This window comes from Vibrio sp. 10N.247.311.14, assembly GCF_041467715.1.
Lineage (GTDB): Bacteria > Pseudomonadota > Gammaproteobacteria > Enterobacterales > Vibrionaceae > Vibrio > Vibrio crassostreae_C.
The window spans coordinates 1-16,480 of the sequence record NZ_JBFSVE010000020.1; the positions used below are offsets into that span (position 1 = coordinate 1).

Genomic DNA, 16,480 nt, shown 5'->3' on the forward strand with positions numbered 1-16,480 from the left:
TAGCGATTTAAGTTTTAGTGTCAACCACTATTTTCAAAACTTTTTTCAAGCGCTTGGCTTGGCTAATTTGGCTTGCTGATTCGTTCTGGTTTCCTAAGAAGCCATCCCGTGTCAGCGAGGTGGCATTATAGAGATTTCGATCACACTGGCAAGCCCTTTTTTAAGTTTTTTTCGTTTTTTTATTCGTTCGATTAAAAAGAACTCAAAACGCCTCAAAAGTAGGCTTTTATCTTACATATTCTTCAGTTTTTCAGTGAACAAAGAGACTTTTTCCCAGTTTGTGTACTCAACTTCCTTCGTTGTATCCGTTTCACCACCTGTCATATTCATAATAAAGCGGATCATGGTTCTATCGAACCAGTTATAACGTGGGTAATAGAGGGCACCTGCAAATACACCGATTAAAGTCGGCTGCCATGGAGACTTGGTAAGGAACTTCTTAATATACGCACTGCCTTCTGGTGTATCTTTGCCTTGGTCTTCTTTACGCGCCGTTAAGTTAACACAGAAGAACGCAACCTTGCTTGATTGCAACTGAGTAAGGTTGGCATCAATAAATTGATATAGCTTCTTATTAAGGTGGCCATAACGAATCGATGCGCCAATCAACACTCTGTCGTACTGAGCAAAATCCACCTTGCCAATAGTGTGCAGATCTTGAAGCTCACATTCGAACTCACTCATTTCTTCTTTTATATAGTTCAAGATTTTCTTGGTCTGCCCTTCACGGCTTGAATACAAAAATAGAACTTTTGCCACAATGTTGTCCTTAGCTACGCCAAAACGTAGGGGTCAATAAGATTAATAAGGTGAAGATTTCTAATCGGCCAAACAGCATAGATACGATAAGTACCCATTTTGCTTTGTCGTTCACATCGCCAAAGTGCACCGCGACTTCACCAAGGCCCGGGCCAAGGTTATTTAATGTCGCCGCTACCGCAGAGAAAGCACTCAACTCGTCCATACCAGTTGCAATAAGAGCCAGCATACAAACCACAAACACTAATGCGTATGCAGAGAAGAAGCCCCAGACCGCATCTACAACACGTTGTGGTAGTGCAGAACCGCCAACCTTGATGGTATAGACAGCCCGTGGGTGAACAAGACGCTTCATTTCACGAGCACCTTGCAGAGTAAGTAGTAAGATTCGAATCACTTTCATACCACCACCCGTAGAACCTGCACATCCCCCTATAAAAGAAGAGAACAAAAGCAGTACGGGTAAGAACAATGGCCACTCTGAGAAACCCGTCGTTGTAAAACCCGCGGTCGTAGAGATAGACACGGTTTGGAACAAGGCTTGGTCGAAAGCATCGTAGTACGAATCATAAGAGTGATGATTGAGCAGTAATAAGAAACAAACCAAGAACAGTACTGCCTGAATAAAGATAAAGGCGCGGAACTCAGGATCTTTCCAATAATACTTAGGATGCACACCACCTGAAGCAAATGCAGCAAAGTGAAGCGAATAGTTACATGCGGATATAAGAAGGAACACAACTGTAATCATGTTGATCGCAGGGCTATTGAAATACCCCATGCTCGCATCGTGAGTCGAGAAGCCACCAATCGCAATAGTAGAGAAGCTATGACTGATGGCATCAAAGAAGCTCATCCCAGCAAGCCAAAACGCCACTGCACAAGCAATGGTTAAGCTCAGGTAGATGTACCAAAGCGCTTTTGCCGTTTCAGCAATACGCGGAGTCATCTTGCTATCTTTTACTGGACCCGGGATTTCAGCACGATATAACTGCATACCACCGATACCCAGAACAGGGAGGATAGCTACCGCTAATACGATGATACCCATACCACCAAACCATTGTAGGAACTGACGATAAAAAAGAATCGCCTTAGGCAGATCATCGAGGCCGACAATTACGGTCGCACCTGTCGTAGTTAATGCAGAGAAGGATTCGAAGAAAGCATCGGTTACCGACACATTGGGGTTATCGGCGATCAAAAACGGCAGCGCACCCGCACTACCGATTACCGTCCAAAACAGAACAACAATCAAAAAGCCATCACGCGCTTTCAATTCATGCTTATAACGTCGGTTTGGAAACCAGCAAGTTGCTCCACAGAATAAGAGAACGAAGAAGGTCGTCACAAATGGCACACCCGCACCATCTCGATAGATCAGTGCGACGAGCGCAGGAGCAAGCATTGATACACTAAAAAGTGCTAATAATAATCCGACGATTCGAATAATTGAGCGAAATTGCATGAGCTATTGAACGAAGCGAAATGCTTCACACTTCCTAGTTGTCTTTGACTTTCGTTACCAGTGCCTTAGCACCGCTTTTATTGATCATGGTTTGGGTAAACGAATCTACCTGAAGGAGCTCTATTTCAATAATAAGCTCAACTTGAACACCATAATCCGCTTGGACCTCAACAGCCTGATGCTGAGCCATGATGGATTGTGCGATCGGCACAAAGCCATAGTCTAACTCTAGCCGTAATTTTGTGGTTATTTTTTTCTCGATAGTTTGAAGCAGCTTGAGAGCTTGTTGTACGCCACCGCCGTAAGCCTTAACCAAACCGCCGGTTCCAAGCTTAATTCCGCCAGAGTAGCGCGTCACAACAGCCGTTAATTCACCGACACCAGAGCCCGATAGTTGCGCCAAGATAGGCTTACCCGCTGTACCCGAGGGTTCACCATCATCACTGAAACCCCAAAGCATTGAGTCTTCAGGTCGACCAGCAACAAAACCCCAACAGTTATGTCGTGCTGAAGAATGCTCTTTTTTCACCTGTTCTACGAACTGTTTTGCAGCTTCAACACTTGGAGTATGAGCAAGATGCGTAATAAAGACGCTCTTTTTTATCTCTTCTTCAAACAGAGCCGACGCAGAAGGTATTAAATAAGGCTGTTCATTCATATCGTTAACTTAGTTAATAAGAGCGACGAAGTGTATCACGCGTGAATAATAAGGGTTAGAGGATCTGTGCCATCGCACAATGTTAAACAATTGTTTAAAAAATGTATTGAAATTAATCAAGCAGAGGTACAGACTAAGATAACTGGTCTTACCAGGTATTCTACAATAATAGAAAGATAACAAGATTCTCTCAAACAATCGTGGATTGTATGTCATGGAGATAGACAATGATTTACCAAGCTAACACCCTACAGGTAAAGGAATTACAAGATGGTATTGCGGAATTAAGCTTCTGTGCACCAGCCTCTGTAAACAAACTCGACCTTGCTACTTTAGAATCACTAGACAAAGCGTTAGATGCTCTTAATGCTCACGCAGGATTACGTGGTTTAATCTTAACTTCAAACAAAGACGCGTTCATTGTAGGCGCAGACATCACTGAATTTCTTGGCCTATTTGCTAAGCCAGAAGCAGAACTTGATGAATGGTTAAGATTCGCTAATTCAATCTTCAGCAAGCTCGAAGACCTCCCTGTCCCAACTCTTTCAATGATGCGTGGCCATGCCCTTGGCGGCGGCTGTGAATGTGTACTCGCTACTGATTTCCGTATCGGTGACAAGACCACCAGCATTGGCCTACCTGAAACCAAGCTTGGCATCATGCCTGGTTTTGGTGGTTGTGTGCGCCTACCTCGTGTTATCGGTGCTGACAGCGCAATGGAAATTATCACGCAAGGCAAAGCATGCCGTGCAGATGAAGCGCTTAAAGTTGGCTTGTTAGATGCGATTGTTGAAACAGACCAGTTACTAGAATCGGCAATCAATACCGTTTCTCTGGCTGCCAATGAAAAATTAGACTGGCAGCTACGCCGTAAACAAAAAACATCAGCGCTTTCACTAAGCAAACTCGAAGCGATGATGAGCTTTACCATGGCGAAGGGCTTAGTTGCTCAAAAAGCAGGGCCTCACTACCCAGCTCCGATTACTTCTGTGATTGCGATTGAAGAAGCAGCACGCAGCGATCGCGATGCAGCACTCGACATCGAACGTAAACACTTCGTTAAGCTAGCAAAATCTGAAGAAGCGAAAGCTCTGGTTGGCCTGTTCTTAAATGACCAATACATTAAAGGCTTAGCAAAACAGGCTGGTAAATCTGCAAATAAAGCGACTGAACGTGCTGCGGTACTTGGTGCTGGCATCATGGGCGGCGGTATTGCTTACCAGTCAGCATTGAAGGGCGTGCCAGTGATGATGAAAGACATCGCACAAGCATCGCTTGATCTTGGTATGAACGAAGCTTCTAAGCTGTTGAATAAACGCTTATCACGCGGTCGCCTAGATGGATTCAAGATGGCAGGCATTCTGTCTTCTATTACTCCAAGCCTGCATTACGCGGGTGTAGAACAGTCGGATGTGATTGTTGAAGCAGTAGTAGAAAACCCGAAAGTAAAAGCAGCAGTACTGAGCGAAGTGGAAGGTTTGGTTGGTGAAGACACGGTTCTAACATCAAACACCTCTACAATTCCGATCAACCTGTTAGCGAAATCACTGAAGCGCCCAGAAAACTTCTGTGGCATGCACTTCTTTAACCCTGTGCATCGCATGCCTTTGGTTGAGATCATCCGTGGTGAACAAACTTCAGAAGAGACCATCAATCGCGTGGTTGCTTACGCAGCGAAGATGGGTAAATCCCCAATCGTTGTAAACGACTGCCCAGGCTTCTTCGTTAACCGTGTACTTTTCCCTTACTTTGGCGGTTTCAGCATGTTGCTACGCGACGGTGCTGATTTCACTAAGATCGATAAAGTGATGGAGCGCAAGTTCGGTTGGCCAATGGGCCCGGCTTACTTACTAGACGTTGTAGGCCTAGACACTGCACACCACGCACAAGCTGTGATGGCGCAAGGTTTCCCAGAGCGTATGGGCAAAGAAGGTCGTGATGCGATTGATGCACTTTACGTTGCTGAAAAATACGGTCAGAAAAACGGTAGCGGTTTCTACACATACAGCGTAGACAAGCGTGGTCGTCCGAAGAAGACCTTCTCTGAAGACATTCTTCCTATCTTGGCTGACGTATGTCAAGCACCACAAGATTTTGATGACCAAACAATTATCCAGCGCGTGATGATTCCAATGATCAACGAAGTGGTGCTTTGTCTAGAAGAAGGCATTATCGCGACACCGCAAGAAGCGGATATGGCACTGGTTTACGGTTTAGGCTTCCCTCCATTTAGAGGCGGCGTATTCCGCTACTTAGACAGTGTGGGCATTGGTAACTTCGTTGAAATGGCGAAAGGCTACCAAGACTTAGGTGCAATGTACCAAGTTCCTCAGCTATTGCTTGATATGGCAGCGAAGGGCGAAAGCTTTTACGACAGCCAACAAGCCAGTTCTCTGTAACCCACATTTGGAAAAGGAATAGCAAAATGAAAAATGTAGTTGTTGTTGATTGCCTTCGCACCCCAATGGGACGTTCCAAAGGTGGAGCTTTCCGTCACACTCGTGCTGAAGATCTGTCTGCACATTTGATGAAAGGCATTTTAGAGCGCAACCCAGAAGTAAACCCTGTCGAAATTGAAGATATTTACTGGGGTTGTGTACAACAAACACTAGAGCAAGGCTTCAACGTTGCACGTAACGCTGCCTTGCTTGCTGGTCTACCGATTGAGATTGGTGCTGTAACAGTCAACCGTTTATGTGGTTCATCTATGCAAGCTTTGCATGATGCAACTCGCTCTATCATGGTTGGTGATGCTGAAATCTGCCTGATTGGTGGTGTGGAGCACATGGGCCACGTACCAATGAACCATGGTGTTGATTTTCACCCAGGCATGTCAAAACACGTAGCAAAAGCGGCCGGCATGATGGGGCTAACCGCTGAGATGTTAGGCAAAATGCACGGTATTAGCCGTGAAGACCAAGATGCATTCGCAGCACGCTCACATGCTCGCGCTCAAGCAGCTACGGTTGAAGGTCGTTTCAAAAATGAAATCCTGCCAACCGAAGCTCACGCTGCAGACGGTTCTCTGTTCACTCTGGATTACGACGAAGTCATTCGCCCAGAGACAACAGTTGAAGGCTTATCCCAGCTGCGTCCGGTATTTGACCCAGCAAACGGCACAGTAACAGCAGGTACTTCATCAGCTCTGTCTGATGGTGCTTCTGCAATGCTTATCATGAGCGAAGAGAAAGCTAACGCACTTGGCCTTAAGATTCGCGCTCGCGTGAAGTCTATGGCTATCGCTGGCTGCGATCCTTCAATCATGGGTTACGGCCCAGTACCAGCAACCCAAAAAGCACTTAAACGTGCAGGACTAACCATTGAAGACATGGGTGTGATTGAGTTAAACGAAGCGTTTGCTGCTCAATCTCTACCTTGTGCTAAAGACTTAGGTCTACTGGATGTTGTTGACGAGAAAGTAAACCTTAACGGCGGTGCGATTGCTCTGGGTCACCCACTAGGCTGTTCTGGTTCTCGTATCTCGACGACGCTAATCAACCTGATGGAAGCACAAGACGTGAAATACGGCTTGGCGACTATGTGTATTGGTTTAGGCCAAGGTATTGCAACGGTATTTGAACGCCCATAGCGTTTACTGACTGTAATATTTGAAGGGTAATCTTTTGTGCAGCTATATTTATATAGCTGCACTTTTTATTGCTTGGCATCCAACAATGCATCGATTGCGTTCAGCGAACTCAACGAGAGAAAAACCAACCCTGACATCTATGCACAAAACGCATATATTCAATGTTGATGTTTCATTATTTTTTCTCGGATGATTCAACTAAAGTTACTTCAGTTTCCTAATATTCCTCCACGGAGCAGATCATGTTTAAAGCACTTGTACTAAACCAAGAAGACAAAAAAACTATCGCGTCAGTTTCTCAAATTGAAGAATCTCAATTACCAGAAGGTAACGTGAAGATTGATGTTAGCTACTCTTCTTTGAACTACAAAGATGGTTTGGCGATTACAGGTAAAGGGCGCATTGTTCGTAACTTCCCTATGGTTCCTGGTATCGACCTTTCAGGTGTGGTTTCACAATCTGATGACCCACGCTACAAAGCAGGCGACGAAGTTGTTTTAACGGGTTGGGGTGTTGGTGAAGGTCACTGGGGCGGCATGGCTGAAAAAGCGAGCCTAAACGGTGATTGGTTAGTGCCAATGCCTAAAGGTCTAGACGCTAAGAAAGTCATGGCGATCGGTACAGCAGGCTTCACGGCAATGCTTTGTGTGCAAGCTATCGTAGATGCAGGCATCAAACCAGAAGACGGTGAAATCCTAGTTACCGGCGCAAGTGGCGGTGTAGGTAGCGTATCTATCACTCTACTAAACCAACTGGGCTACAAAGTGGCAGCAGTGACTGGCCGTGCTTCTGTAAACGGTGAACTACTTAAATCACTAGGCGCGACACGTATTGTAGAGCGTGCTGAACTAGAAGAACCAGCTAAGCCACTAGAAAAACAACTGTGGGCTGGCGCTATCGATACGGTAGGCAGCAAAGTGCTTGCGAAAGTATTGGCGCAAATTGATTACAACGGTGCGGTTGCGATGTGTGGTCTAGCAGGCGGTTTTGACTTACCAACCACGGTAATGCCATTCATTCTGCGTAACGTTCGCCTACAAGGTGTTGATTCTGTAATGTGCCCTCGTGAAAAACGTATTAAAGCGTGGGAACAACTGGCTGAGCTACTACCAGAATCTTTCTACGCTCAAGCAACCAAAGAAGTGTCTTTAGACGGTGCAATTCAAGCAGCAGAAGACATCACTAACGGTCAAATCACTGGTCGCGTAGTCATTAAACTATAGGCTCTCAAACATAAAGTTATCAAACCTTAAGCAACAGCTTTAGGCTTGGATAACCCAAAACAACAAAGGGCTGATTTTTATCAGCCCTTTTGCGTTTTTGTCATTCGGGTCAAGTGAACTCAGACTCAGATCCGGTTAACCCAAACCGACATCCGCAATCCGTTTTTGAATCAACTCACCACACTCTTCTTTTACCACTCTTCTTAACCATTGTTGTGAAGCAGAAGAATCGCAACGCGAGTGCCAGATCAGTGAGTAATCAAACGGCATAAATTCAAATGGTAATGGCTTAACAACCAAGTCATAACGCTCTGCTACCAAATAAGCCAAATCAGCAGGCACAGTAATCACCAACGGCATTCTATCAACAATCGCCAATGCAGCTTCAAGGTGATAAGCACGCAACACCATTTTACGAGGCTGTTGATTGGCTAACGCGTTGTCTAATAAAGCCTTAACACCATCACTGATCGCAATCATCGCATGTGGGAGTGAAACATAGTCTTCAAGGCTTAAAGGTTGATCGGCTAATGGATGGTTTTTAGATAACAGACACGACACACCAACCGGCCCCAAGACTTCTTGATGAAGTGGTGCAATGCTGCCACTCGGACGACAGATCGCCATATCAACGCGTTCGGTGCTGAGCTGTTTAAACAAATGCTCATGCTGCAACGGAGCAAACTCCAAAGAGATATTGGGTGCTTGTTCATAAATCTTAGGCAACGCATAAGGCAAGATGGTTTGCATCGCATAATCGGTGGTAGCGATCAGAAAACGTTCGCTGCAATAGTAAGGGTCAAAGTCACTCGGACTCAGCAATTGGCGAAAAGACTCCAAAGGCTGATCAATACGCTGACTGATCTCGAGTGCTTTCTTGGTAGGAATAAGGTGCTGACCTTGACGTGTAAACAACGGATCGTTTAGTAATTCTCTTAAACGCCCTAATACTCGACTGGTTGCGGATTGGCTTAAGTTAAGACGAAGCGCGGCCTGGCTTACGCTGCCCTCTTCAATCAATACCTTTAAAGCGACCAATAAATTAAGGTCTCTACGATAGATGTCTTCTAATTCCACGCCACTTACCTAGCTGTATACGATTGCCATTAGTCACTAAGTTGTTTATAGCATGCTTTAGATAAAAAAAATCCCGCAATTACGCGGGGAAGCCCAAGAAAATTTGGGGATAGTGTCGGAATGTTGTCGTATCGGAATTCGCTTGCTGTATTCGGGTTAGTGCTCTTGCTCTTCGGCTATGCCTTGCCAACGGCGCATCTCTACCCAAATACCAATAATCGTTGCTACTATGCCAAAAATAGGCATCAGTGAGGTCTCTGTCGATGAGCGTAGTACTAACGCACAAAAAGAAATAAAACAGAGAACCGAATAAATTGTTAATCTATCTAATCCTGTCAACATCGCCACTCCTTAGCTAGTTGCCTTTGCTTCAAGTTGTTATCAACTTGTTAACTAAGTTATAGGAAATGATTCTGTTTGCCAAGCATTTATTGCATATTTTTTCTGCAGACGTATTATTCACTCGTTAGATAGATATAGAGATACAAACCATGACATTCAAACCTGAACTGGCAACCCATACTTTAGAAGCTGAAGGCCTGCGTTGCCCGGAACCAGTAATGATGGTCAGGAAGACAATTAGAAACATGCAGGATGGCGATGTGTTACTGGTAAAAGCTGACGATCCTTCGACAACTCGAGATATTCCGAGCTTTTGTCGATTCATGGATCACCAGTTGGTAGGCCAAGCAACAGAAACGTTGCCTTACCAGTATTTGATCAGAAAGGGATTGGAGGCGTAACGCCCCACCGACTATCAAGTATCAAAAAAGCCGCTCGTACCTTATGTTCTTAAACAGAACTCAGAGTACGAGCGGCTTTTTGTTTATTCGCTTCTAGATTTGTTTTGCAGATGCTCCAGCTGATGCTGAATTTCTCGGATATCTTTGCGCATCGGAATAATATGCGCGACCCGAATCCAAGCCTCTACCGCAAGTGCAGTCATGATGATGGCACCCGCGACCATTGGCAGCCACATGTCCGTCAACACCATGCCTAACAGTGTAAGTGCAAGACCAAAAGTAAATAGATAACTTTGGCTTTGTGGAGTAATACCCATATAACGCGTCAACATAATCATGCCCTCGTGTTCTTAACTCACAAGATTAAAATATCATGACAAGTATGACAGTTATATGTCCATTCGCTCGATAAACCCCACAATACTGTAAGAGTATGACCTACAACACATTACTCTACTGATTGAGTATAATAAGACTCAATACCACCTGTTAATAGAAAGCAGCAGCGATAGCTAAACCCACGAATAGCAAGGCTGTGATCTTACGAATCAGATCAAGCGGCATCTTATCCGCAGAGAGCTTACCGATGATCACCACAGGCACATTCGCCAGCAGCATACCGATCGTAGTACCCAGAATCACCCACGCTAATGCATCCGCATATTGAGCCCCTAGGATAGAGGTCGCAATTTGGGTTTTATCGCCGATCTCAGCAATAAAGAAAGCGATAAAACTGGCGACAAACGGTCCTCGGTTTGAGATCTGTTCATCGTCATCTAACTTATCGGGAATCAAAATCCAGCCAGCCATCGCAATGAAACTGACCACCAGCACCCACTTTAATACTTCAGGTGAAAGATAATCAGCAACCACGACCCCGAGCCATGCTGCAAGGGCATGATTGGCAATGGTGGCAAAGAAGATAGCTGCGATGATAGGTATCGGCTTGCGATATCGACTGGCTAATAAAAGAGATAGCAACTGAGTCTTATCACCGATCTCGGCTAAGGCGACAGTTGTAATTGAAATTGCTAAAACGCTCACGACATGCTCATTTGGGATGGGGATTATTATATTTAACCAAAGACAAACCTCGCGCCCCATCCCGGTTCACGATGCTTGTCTATGGTCTTGCTAAGCACCACCAAGGTGGTGGTTGCCTCGAACGCCATGATGATTTTGCATCAATTATGTTGACGAACGAACTCATTCAATAGGATATGAATAAGTAAGCTACTCCCCAAAGACCGCGAGATTTTAATAGCCCATGCTTTCAAACACAAGTGTCAAAGTTATCAAAATATCCACTTGTGCCGAAAAACAAACATTAAAGGCACAAAAATCCACTAAACGACATTTTAGACCACTAATTAAACAAGATTACCCCTACTCGCTTTACGAATATCTCGGTATACTCAGAGGTTATTTTTCTCATTCATTTAAAAGAATCGCGCGAACCTGACTATGCAAAAATACGATATCAAAACCTTCCAGGGAATGATCCTCGCGCTGCAGGATTACTGGGCTCAAAACGGTTGTACCATTGTTCAACCTCTAGATATGGAAGTAGGTGCAGGCACCTCTCACCCAATGACATGTCTACGAGCACTTGGCCCAGAGCCAATGTCTACAGCTTACGTTCAACCTTCTCGTCGTCCGACCGATGGCCGTTACGGTGAAAACCCGAACCGTCTGCAGCACTACTACCAATTCCAAGTAGCGCTAAAACCATCGCCAGACAATATCCAAGAGTTGTACCTAGGCTCCCTAGAGGTTCTTGGTGTTGACCCACTTGTTCACGACATTCGCTTCGTTGAAGATAACTGGGAAAACCCAACACTAGGCGCATGGGGCCTTGGTTGGGAAGTATGGCTAAACGGCATGGAAGTAACTCAGTTTACTTACTTCCAACAGGTTGGCGGCCTTGAGTGTAAGCCAGTAACTGGCGAGATCACTTACGGTATCGAGCGTCTAGCAATGTACATCCAGGAAGTAGATTCTGTTTACGACCTAGTATGGAACGTAGCACCAGACGGTTCTAACGTGACTTACGGTGACATCTTCCACCAAAACGAAGTTGAGCAATCGACGTACAACTTCGAGCACGCAGACGTAGATTTCCTATTCACTTTCTTCGACCAGTGCGAGAAAGAGTGTAAAGAGCTACTTGAGCTTGAGAAGCCACTGCCGCTTCCAGCTTACGAGCGCATTCTAAAAGCAGGTCACGCATTCAACATCCTTGATGCGCGCAAAGCTATCTCTGTAACAGAGCGTCAACGTTACATCCTTCGTATCCGCAACCTGACTAAATCAGTTGCTGAAGCGTACTACGCGTCACGTGAAGCGCTTGGCTTCCCAATGTGTAAGAAGGAAGGTAAATAATCATGGCGAAGAATTTTCTAATTGAACTGGGTACGGAAGAGCTTCCACCAACAGCACTTCGTTCTCTAGCAGAAGCGTTTGCTTCTAACTTTGAAGCAGGTCTTAAAACGGCTGAGCTTTCTCACGAAGGCATCAAGTGGTACGCAGCACCTCGTCGTCTAGCACTTAAAGTAACTGCACTGGCTGAAGGCCAAGCAGACAAAGTGGTTGAGAAACGTGGCCCTGCTGTTTCTGTGGCATTCGATGCTGAAGGCAACGCGACCAAAGCGGCACAAGGTTGGGCTCGTGGTAACGGTATTACTGTTGAGCAAGCTGACCGTCTGAAAACAGACAAAGGCGAGTGGCTTCTTTTCAAACAAGAAGTAGCTGGCAAACCAGTTCAAGAATTGGTGATGGACATTGCTGCGAAAGCACTGGCTGGCCTACCAATTCCTAAAGCAATGCGCTGGGGTAACTCAGACATTCAATTTATCCGTCCAGTAAAAACACTGACAGTACTACTAGGTGATGAGCTTGTTGAAGGCGAAATCCTAGGCGTAGCATCTGCTCGTACTATCCGTGGCCACCGTTTCATGGGCGAACAAGAGTTCACAATCGACTCTGCTGACCAATACCCTGCGATCCTAGAAGAGCGCGGTAAAGTAATGGCAGATTACGAAGCGCGTAAAGCGATCATCCTTGCTGATTCGCAAAAAGCGGCAGCTGCGGTTGGCGGTACAGCTGACCTAGAAGATGACCTTGTTGAAGAAGTAACGTCTCTGGTTGAATGGCCAGTCGTACTGACAGCGAAGTTTGAAGAAGAGTTCCTAAAAGTCCCTTCTGAAGCTTTAGTTTACACCATGAAGGGTGACCAAAAGTACTTCCCTGTTTACGATGACAACAAGAAGCTACTACCGAACTTCATCTTCGTATCGAACATCGAGTCTAAAGAGCCTCGTCACGTTATCGAAGGTAACGAGAAAGTGGTACGCCCACGTCTTGCTGATGCTGAATTCTTCTTCAACACAGACCGTAAGCGCCCGCTTATCGACCGTCTTGCTGAACTAGACCAGGCTATCTTCCAGAAGCAATTGGGTACTATCAAAGACAAAACAGACCGCATCACAGAGCTTGCAGGCTACATTGCTGAGCAAATCGATGCTGACGTTGAAAAGTCTAAGCGCGCAGGCCTACTGGCTAAGTGTGACCTAATGACCTCTATGGTATTCGAATTTACGGATACTCAAGGTGTGATGGGCATGCACTACGCGACTCACGACGGTGAAGACGAGCAAGTTGCACTGGCACTTTACGAGCAATACATGCCTCGTTTCGCGGGTGACGATCTACCAAGCACGGGTATCTCTTCAGCAGTAGCAATGGCAGACAAGCTAGACACTATCGTAGGTATCTTCGGTATTGGCCAAGCACCAAAAGGTTCTGACCCATTTGCACTTCGTCGTGCGTCTCTAGGTGTGCTACGTATCATCGTTGAAAACGGCTACAACCTAGACCTAACCGATCTGATCGGCAAAGCGAAAGAGCTACTAGGCGACAAGCTGACTAACAAAAACGTAGAAGCTGACGTTATCGACTTCATGCTAGGTCGTTTCCGCGCATGGTACCAAGATGCTGGTTTCAGCGTTGATATCATCCAAGCGGTACTAGCACGTCGTCCAACTAAGCCTGCTGACTTTGACCAACGTGTTAAAGCGGTTTCTCACTTCCGTGAACTGGAAGCAGCAGAAGCACTAGCAGCAGCGAACAAGCGTGTAGGTAATATCCTTGCGAAATTCGATGGCGAGCTACCAGCTGAAATCGACCTAACGCTTCTTCAAGAAGACGCAGAGAAAGCACTGGCTGAAAACGTTGAAGTAATGACGGAAGCACTAGAACCAGCATTCGCAACAGGTAACTACCAAGAAGCCCTAAGCAAGCTTGCTGATCTACGTGAACCAGTTGATGCATTCTTCGATAACGTAATGGTGATGGCTGATGACGAAGCGCTTAAGAAGAACCGTCTAACGCTACTGAACAACCTACGTAACCTGTTCCTACAGATTGCTGACATCTCTCTACTGCAAAAATAAGCACAAGTGAGACAATTACTCTAAGTCATACTCTGAGTAATTAACGGTAAACACCCAAAGGGAAGCGAAAGCTTCCCTTTTTGTTTTTGTGAACCAAGCATTTGTTTGTAGATGTCTTATTGATTAACTGAATGAAACAGCACTCAGACTGTAGAGGGCATTGTTTGCTATAACTGACCTGTTTATTCAGGGGAAGGGAACAATGAAAAAAACAGTACTCGCGCTTTCAATACTCGCACTCAGCGCATGCAGCCAAACCAGTGACAACAACCTATTACTGACAATTGATAACGACACTGTCGTATTCGAATCATCCGGTAAAGGCACCGTGATTGCAGAACAGGAACTCGCGAAAGGTAGCTATACCTTCTCTATCAGCGATACTCAAAATACCTGTGGCACCAACTATGCGCTGGCTGAAGAAAACCGCATCAAATTCAATAAACCCCTTCGCCTAGACGACTGCGCCGAGAAGTCTGAATTAGATATCAAGATCTTTCGCGCTAACACCTATCAGTTTATGCTCAACCCACAAACCAATGAACTGACCGTTCAGATAAAGCCGAAGCAACAACAAGTACAAAGCTTTGCTTGTCCGGTTCCTAGTGACGAACCAACCATCATCGACGTTGCTCAAACCTTTGATGATGGCACCGTGGTTAGAGACGCTCTTTCAGGCAAACAAGTCACAGTAACGAATGGCAGCGTCACCATGCAGCCAGCAGAAAATAGCCAAGGTGTTCTGCTGCTTGAGAAAGTAGAACCAGAAACCAAAGCTGACTTTAGTTGGGATAACGCCACGGTTTACTTCGTAATGACTGACCGTTTCCACAATGGTAATCCTGATAACGACAACAGTTACGGTCGCAGCCAAGATGGACAAGACGAAATCGGCACCTTCCACGGTGGTGACTTGGCAGGCTTAACCGAAAAACTCGATTACATAGAATCACTCGGTGCTAATGCTATCTGGATAACGTCTCCGTTAGAGCAAATCCACGGCTGGGTTGGCGGCGGTGATCGAGGTGACTTCAAACACTACGGCTACCACGGCTACTACCATCAAGATTGGACCAAGCTCGATGACAACATGGGCACCGAAGACGAGCTAAAAACCTTCATCGATACCGCGCATAGCAAAGGCATTCGTGTTGTTTGGGATGTGGTAATGAACCACACCGGCTATGCGACGCTTGCCGACATGCAAGAGTTTGATTTTGGTAAGCTCAACCTAACTGACGAAGAAGCCAAACAAACACTTGGCGAAAACTGGACAGATTGGCAACCTGCCAAAGGTCAGAACTGGCACTACTTCAACAACTACATCTCTTACAGCGACAAAGAAGCGTGGGAAAAGTGGTGGGGCAAAGCTTGGCTACGCAGCGATATCGGCGCCTATGACTCTCCGGGCTACAATAACCTCACCATGTCTTTGGCGCATCTGCCCGATTTCAAAACAGAGTCGACAGAGACAATCGGGCTGCCTAATTTCTATCGCAATAAGTCCACCAGCGCGACCGATGAACTCAAAACACCTCGTAACCATTTAATCACTTGGTTATCGGATTGGGTGCGCGAATATGGTGTCGATGGTTTCAGGGTCGATACCGCTAAACACGTTGAACTCGAAGCATGGGCAGAACTGAAAGAGAGCACCAACCAGGCACTTGCCGAGTGGAAACAGAACAACCCAGACAAGGCCTTGGATGACTTACCCTTCTGGATGACTGGCGAAGTATGGGCACACAGCGTGGTCAAATCAGATTACTTCGCTAACGGATTTGATTCGATCATCAACTTTGAATTCCAGAGTGATATCGCACCAAAGGCGCTCAAGTGCCTATCCGATCTTGATGCTGATTACCTTCGATACGCAGAGAAGATCAACAACGACAGCGAGTTCAACGTACTGAGTTACCTTTCGTCTCACGACACCTCGCTATTCTGGACACAACATGGCAGTGACTTTGCAAAACAAACCAAAGCTGCAAACGCGTTGATGCTGGCTCCCGGTGCGGTACAGATCTATTACGGCGATGAAATCGCCCGAGACTTTGGCCCAACGGGTTCTGATCCAATGCAAGGCACACGCTCAGACATGCCTTGGGATCAAATCACTGGCGAACGGGCAGAACTGCTGGAACACTGGCAAGCGCTTGGCCAATTCCGCCAACGCCACCCAGCGGTAGCCCAAGGTAAGCACATCATCCGTAACAGCAAGGGCTACTATGCGTTCGAACGCCAATACCAAGATGACAAGGTATTAGTCGTTTATACCGGTTCGAACTAAACCTTCATTAACATAAACACAAGGAACTCAAGGGGAAGCTTAGGCTTCTCCTTTTTTTATCGCTAAAGGTACGTTCAATAAGCAAGCTGTCACTCATTAACCAAACTTTATAGAAGTTTTTTACGTGTTAGAGCATTTGGCGCTATGCGTCGCAAAAACATTGCGGTATGTTCAAGGAATACACTGATGGCAGACATAAGGTCTGCCTTAATGACACGTAAC

At 45.8% G+C, this 16,480-nt stretch carries 14 protein-coding genes and 1 riboswitch; of the genes, 7 read left to right on the top strand and 7 right to left on the bottom strand.

Features of this window, described 5'->3' with window-relative positions:
* Window positions 1-231 precede the first annotated feature (231 nt).
* From hemG to AB6F11_RS09375, 3 genes are read right to left on the bottom strand one after another with little or no spacing between them, the layout of a single operon-like run.
* On the bottom strand, window positions 232-759 hold the full coding sequence (gene hemG / locus AB6F11_RS09365) for a menaquinone-dependent protoporphyrinogen IX dehydrogenase (RefSeq protein WP_017058824.1): 528 nt from the start codon (window positions 757-759) through the stop codon (window positions 232-234).
* Window positions 760-769: 10 nt separating this feature from the next.
* Window positions 770-2,227, bottom strand: coding sequence for a TrkH family potassium uptake protein (locus AB6F11_RS09370; protein ID WP_008223210.1), 1,458 nt, complete (start codon window positions 2,225-2,227; stop codon window positions 770-772).
* Between the two features lie 34 nt (window positions 2,228-2,261).
* On the bottom strand, window positions 2,262-2,885 hold the full coding sequence (locus AB6F11_RS09375; protein WP_017058823.1) for a YigZ family protein: 624 nt from the start codon (window positions 2,883-2,885) through the stop codon (window positions 2,262-2,264).
* A 227-nt stretch (window positions 2,886-3,112) separates the two neighbouring features.
* Here AB6F11_RS09375 and fadB point away from each other — a divergent pair, with 227 nt between their 5' ends.
* The 3 genes from fadB (at window position 3,113) to AB6F11_RS09390 (ending at window position 7,697) form a co-directional block, all read left to right on the top strand.
* Entirely contained in the window at window positions 3,113-5,284 is a 2,172-nt protein-coding gene (gene fadB / locus AB6F11_RS09380; RefSeq protein ID WP_102393470.1) for a fatty acid oxidation complex subunit alpha FadB, read from the top strand.
* 26 nt (window positions 5,285-5,310) lie between these two features.
* A complete protein-coding gene (fadA, locus tag AB6F11_RS09385; protein ID WP_017058821.1) occupies window positions 5,311-6,474 on the top strand; it encodes an acetyl-CoA C-acyltransferase FadA in 1,164 nt (387 codons plus the stop codon).
* Window positions 6,475-6,716: 242 nt separating this feature from the next.
* The gene (locus tag AB6F11_RS09390; protein ID WP_017058820.1) at window positions 6,717-7,697 is read left to right on the top strand and encodes an MDR family oxidoreductase; all 981 of its coding nucleotides are present in this window, start codon (window positions 6,717-6,719) and stop codon (window positions 7,695-7,697) included.
* Between the two features lie 135 nt (window positions 7,698-7,832).
* Here AB6F11_RS09390 and AB6F11_RS09395 read toward each other — a convergent pair whose 3' ends face one another.
* The gene (locus AB6F11_RS09395; RefSeq protein ID WP_004736673.1) at window positions 7,833-8,774 is read right to left on the bottom strand and encodes a LysR family transcriptional regulator; all 942 of its coding nucleotides are present in this window, start codon (window positions 8,772-8,774) and stop codon (window positions 7,833-7,835) included.
* Window positions 8,775-8,930: 156 nt separating this feature from the next.
* Complete coding sequence (locus AB6F11_RS09400) at window positions 8,931-9,116, bottom strand: hypothetical protein (RefSeq protein ID WP_004736674.1); 186 nt, start codon at window positions 9,114-9,116, stop codon at window positions 8,931-8,933.
* 149 nt (window positions 9,117-9,265) lie between these two features.
* On the opposite strand from AB6F11_RS09400, the gene tusA reads away from it, so the two are divergent.
* A complete protein-coding gene (tusA, locus tag AB6F11_RS09405) occupies window positions 9,266-9,517 on the top strand; it encodes a sulfurtransferase TusA (protein ID WP_004736675.1) in 252 nt (83 codons plus the stop codon).
* Window positions 9,518-9,600: 83 nt separating this feature from the next.
* Here the strand turns inward: tusA and AB6F11_RS09410 are convergent, their stop codons facing one another.
* Window positions 9,601-9,855, bottom strand: a complete 255-nt coding sequence (locus AB6F11_RS09410) for a hypothetical protein (protein ID WP_017058818.1) — start codon at window positions 9,853-9,855, stop codon at window positions 9,601-9,603.
* Window positions 9,856-10,006: 151 nt separating this feature from the next.
* On the bottom strand, window positions 10,007-10,561 hold the full coding sequence (locus AB6F11_RS09415; RefSeq protein ID WP_017058817.1) for a TMEM165/GDT1 family protein: 555 nt from the start codon (window positions 10,559-10,561) through the stop codon (window positions 10,007-10,009).
* Window positions 10,562-10,654: 93 nt separating this feature from the next.
* A riboswitch (yybP-ykoY riboswitch) is annotated at window positions 10,655-10,771 on the bottom strand.
* 210 nt (window positions 10,772-10,981) lie between these two features.
* Here AB6F11_RS09415 and glyQ point away from each other — a divergent pair.
* The 3 genes from glyQ (at window position 10,982) to AB6F11_RS09430 (ending at window position 16,258) form a co-directional block, all read left to right on the top strand.
* Window positions 10,982-11,899, top strand: a complete 918-nt coding sequence (gene glyQ, locus AB6F11_RS09420) for a glycine--tRNA ligase subunit alpha (protein ID WP_017058815.1) — start codon at window positions 10,982-10,984, stop codon at window positions 11,897-11,899.
* 2 nt (window positions 11,900-11,901) lie between these two features.
* A complete protein-coding gene (gene glyS, locus AB6F11_RS09425; RefSeq protein ID WP_017058814.1) occupies window positions 11,902-13,968 on the top strand; it encodes a glycine--tRNA ligase subunit beta in 2,067 nt (688 codons plus the stop codon).
* Between the two features lie 202 nt (window positions 13,969-14,170).
* Window positions 14,171-16,258, top strand: coding sequence for an alpha-amylase (locus tag AB6F11_RS09430; protein ID WP_017058813.1), 2,088 nt, complete (start codon window positions 14,171-14,173; stop codon window positions 16,256-16,258).
* Window positions 16,259-16,480 lie beyond the last annotated feature (222 nt).

Coding starts and splice junctions, on each gene's coding strand:
- AB6F11_RS09370 (WP_008223210.1), bottom strand. CDS start 2,227: ATGCAATTTCGCTCAATTATTCGAATCGTCGGATTATTATTAGCACTT.
- AB6F11_RS09375 (WP_017058823.1), bottom strand. CDS start 2,885: ATGAATGAACAGCCTTATTTAATACCTTCTGCGTCGGCTCTGTTTGAA.
- fadB (WP_102393470.1), top strand. CDS start 3,113: ATGATTTACCAAGCTAACACCCTACAGGTAAAGGAATTACAAGATGGT.
- fadA (WP_017058821.1), top strand. CDS start 5,311: ATGAAAAATGTAGTTGTTGTTGATTGCCTTCGCACCCCAATGGGACGT.
- AB6F11_RS09390 (WP_017058820.1), top strand. CDS start 6,717: ATGTTTAAAGCACTTGTACTAAACCAAGAAGACAAAAAAACTATCGCG.
- AB6F11_RS09400 (WP_004736674.1), bottom strand. CDS start 9,116: ATGTTGACAGGATTAGATAGATTAACAATTTATTCGGTTCTCTGTTTT.
- tusA (WP_004736675.1), top strand. CDS start 9,266: ATGACATTCAAACCTGAACTGGCAACCCATACTTTAGAAGCTGAAGGC.
- AB6F11_RS09410 (WP_017058818.1), bottom strand. CDS start 9,855: ATGATTATGTTGACGCGTTATATGGGTATTACTCCACAAAGCCAAAGT.
- glyQ (WP_017058815.1), top strand. CDS start 10,982: ATGCAAAAATACGATATCAAAACCTTCCAGGGAATGATCCTCGCGCTG.
- glyS (WP_017058814.1), top strand. CDS start 11,902: ATGGCGAAGAATTTTCTAATTGAACTGGGTACGGAAGAGCTTCCACCA.
- AB6F11_RS09430 (WP_017058813.1), top strand. CDS start 14,171: ATGAAAAAAACAGTACTCGCGCTTTCAATACTCGCACTCAGCGCATGC.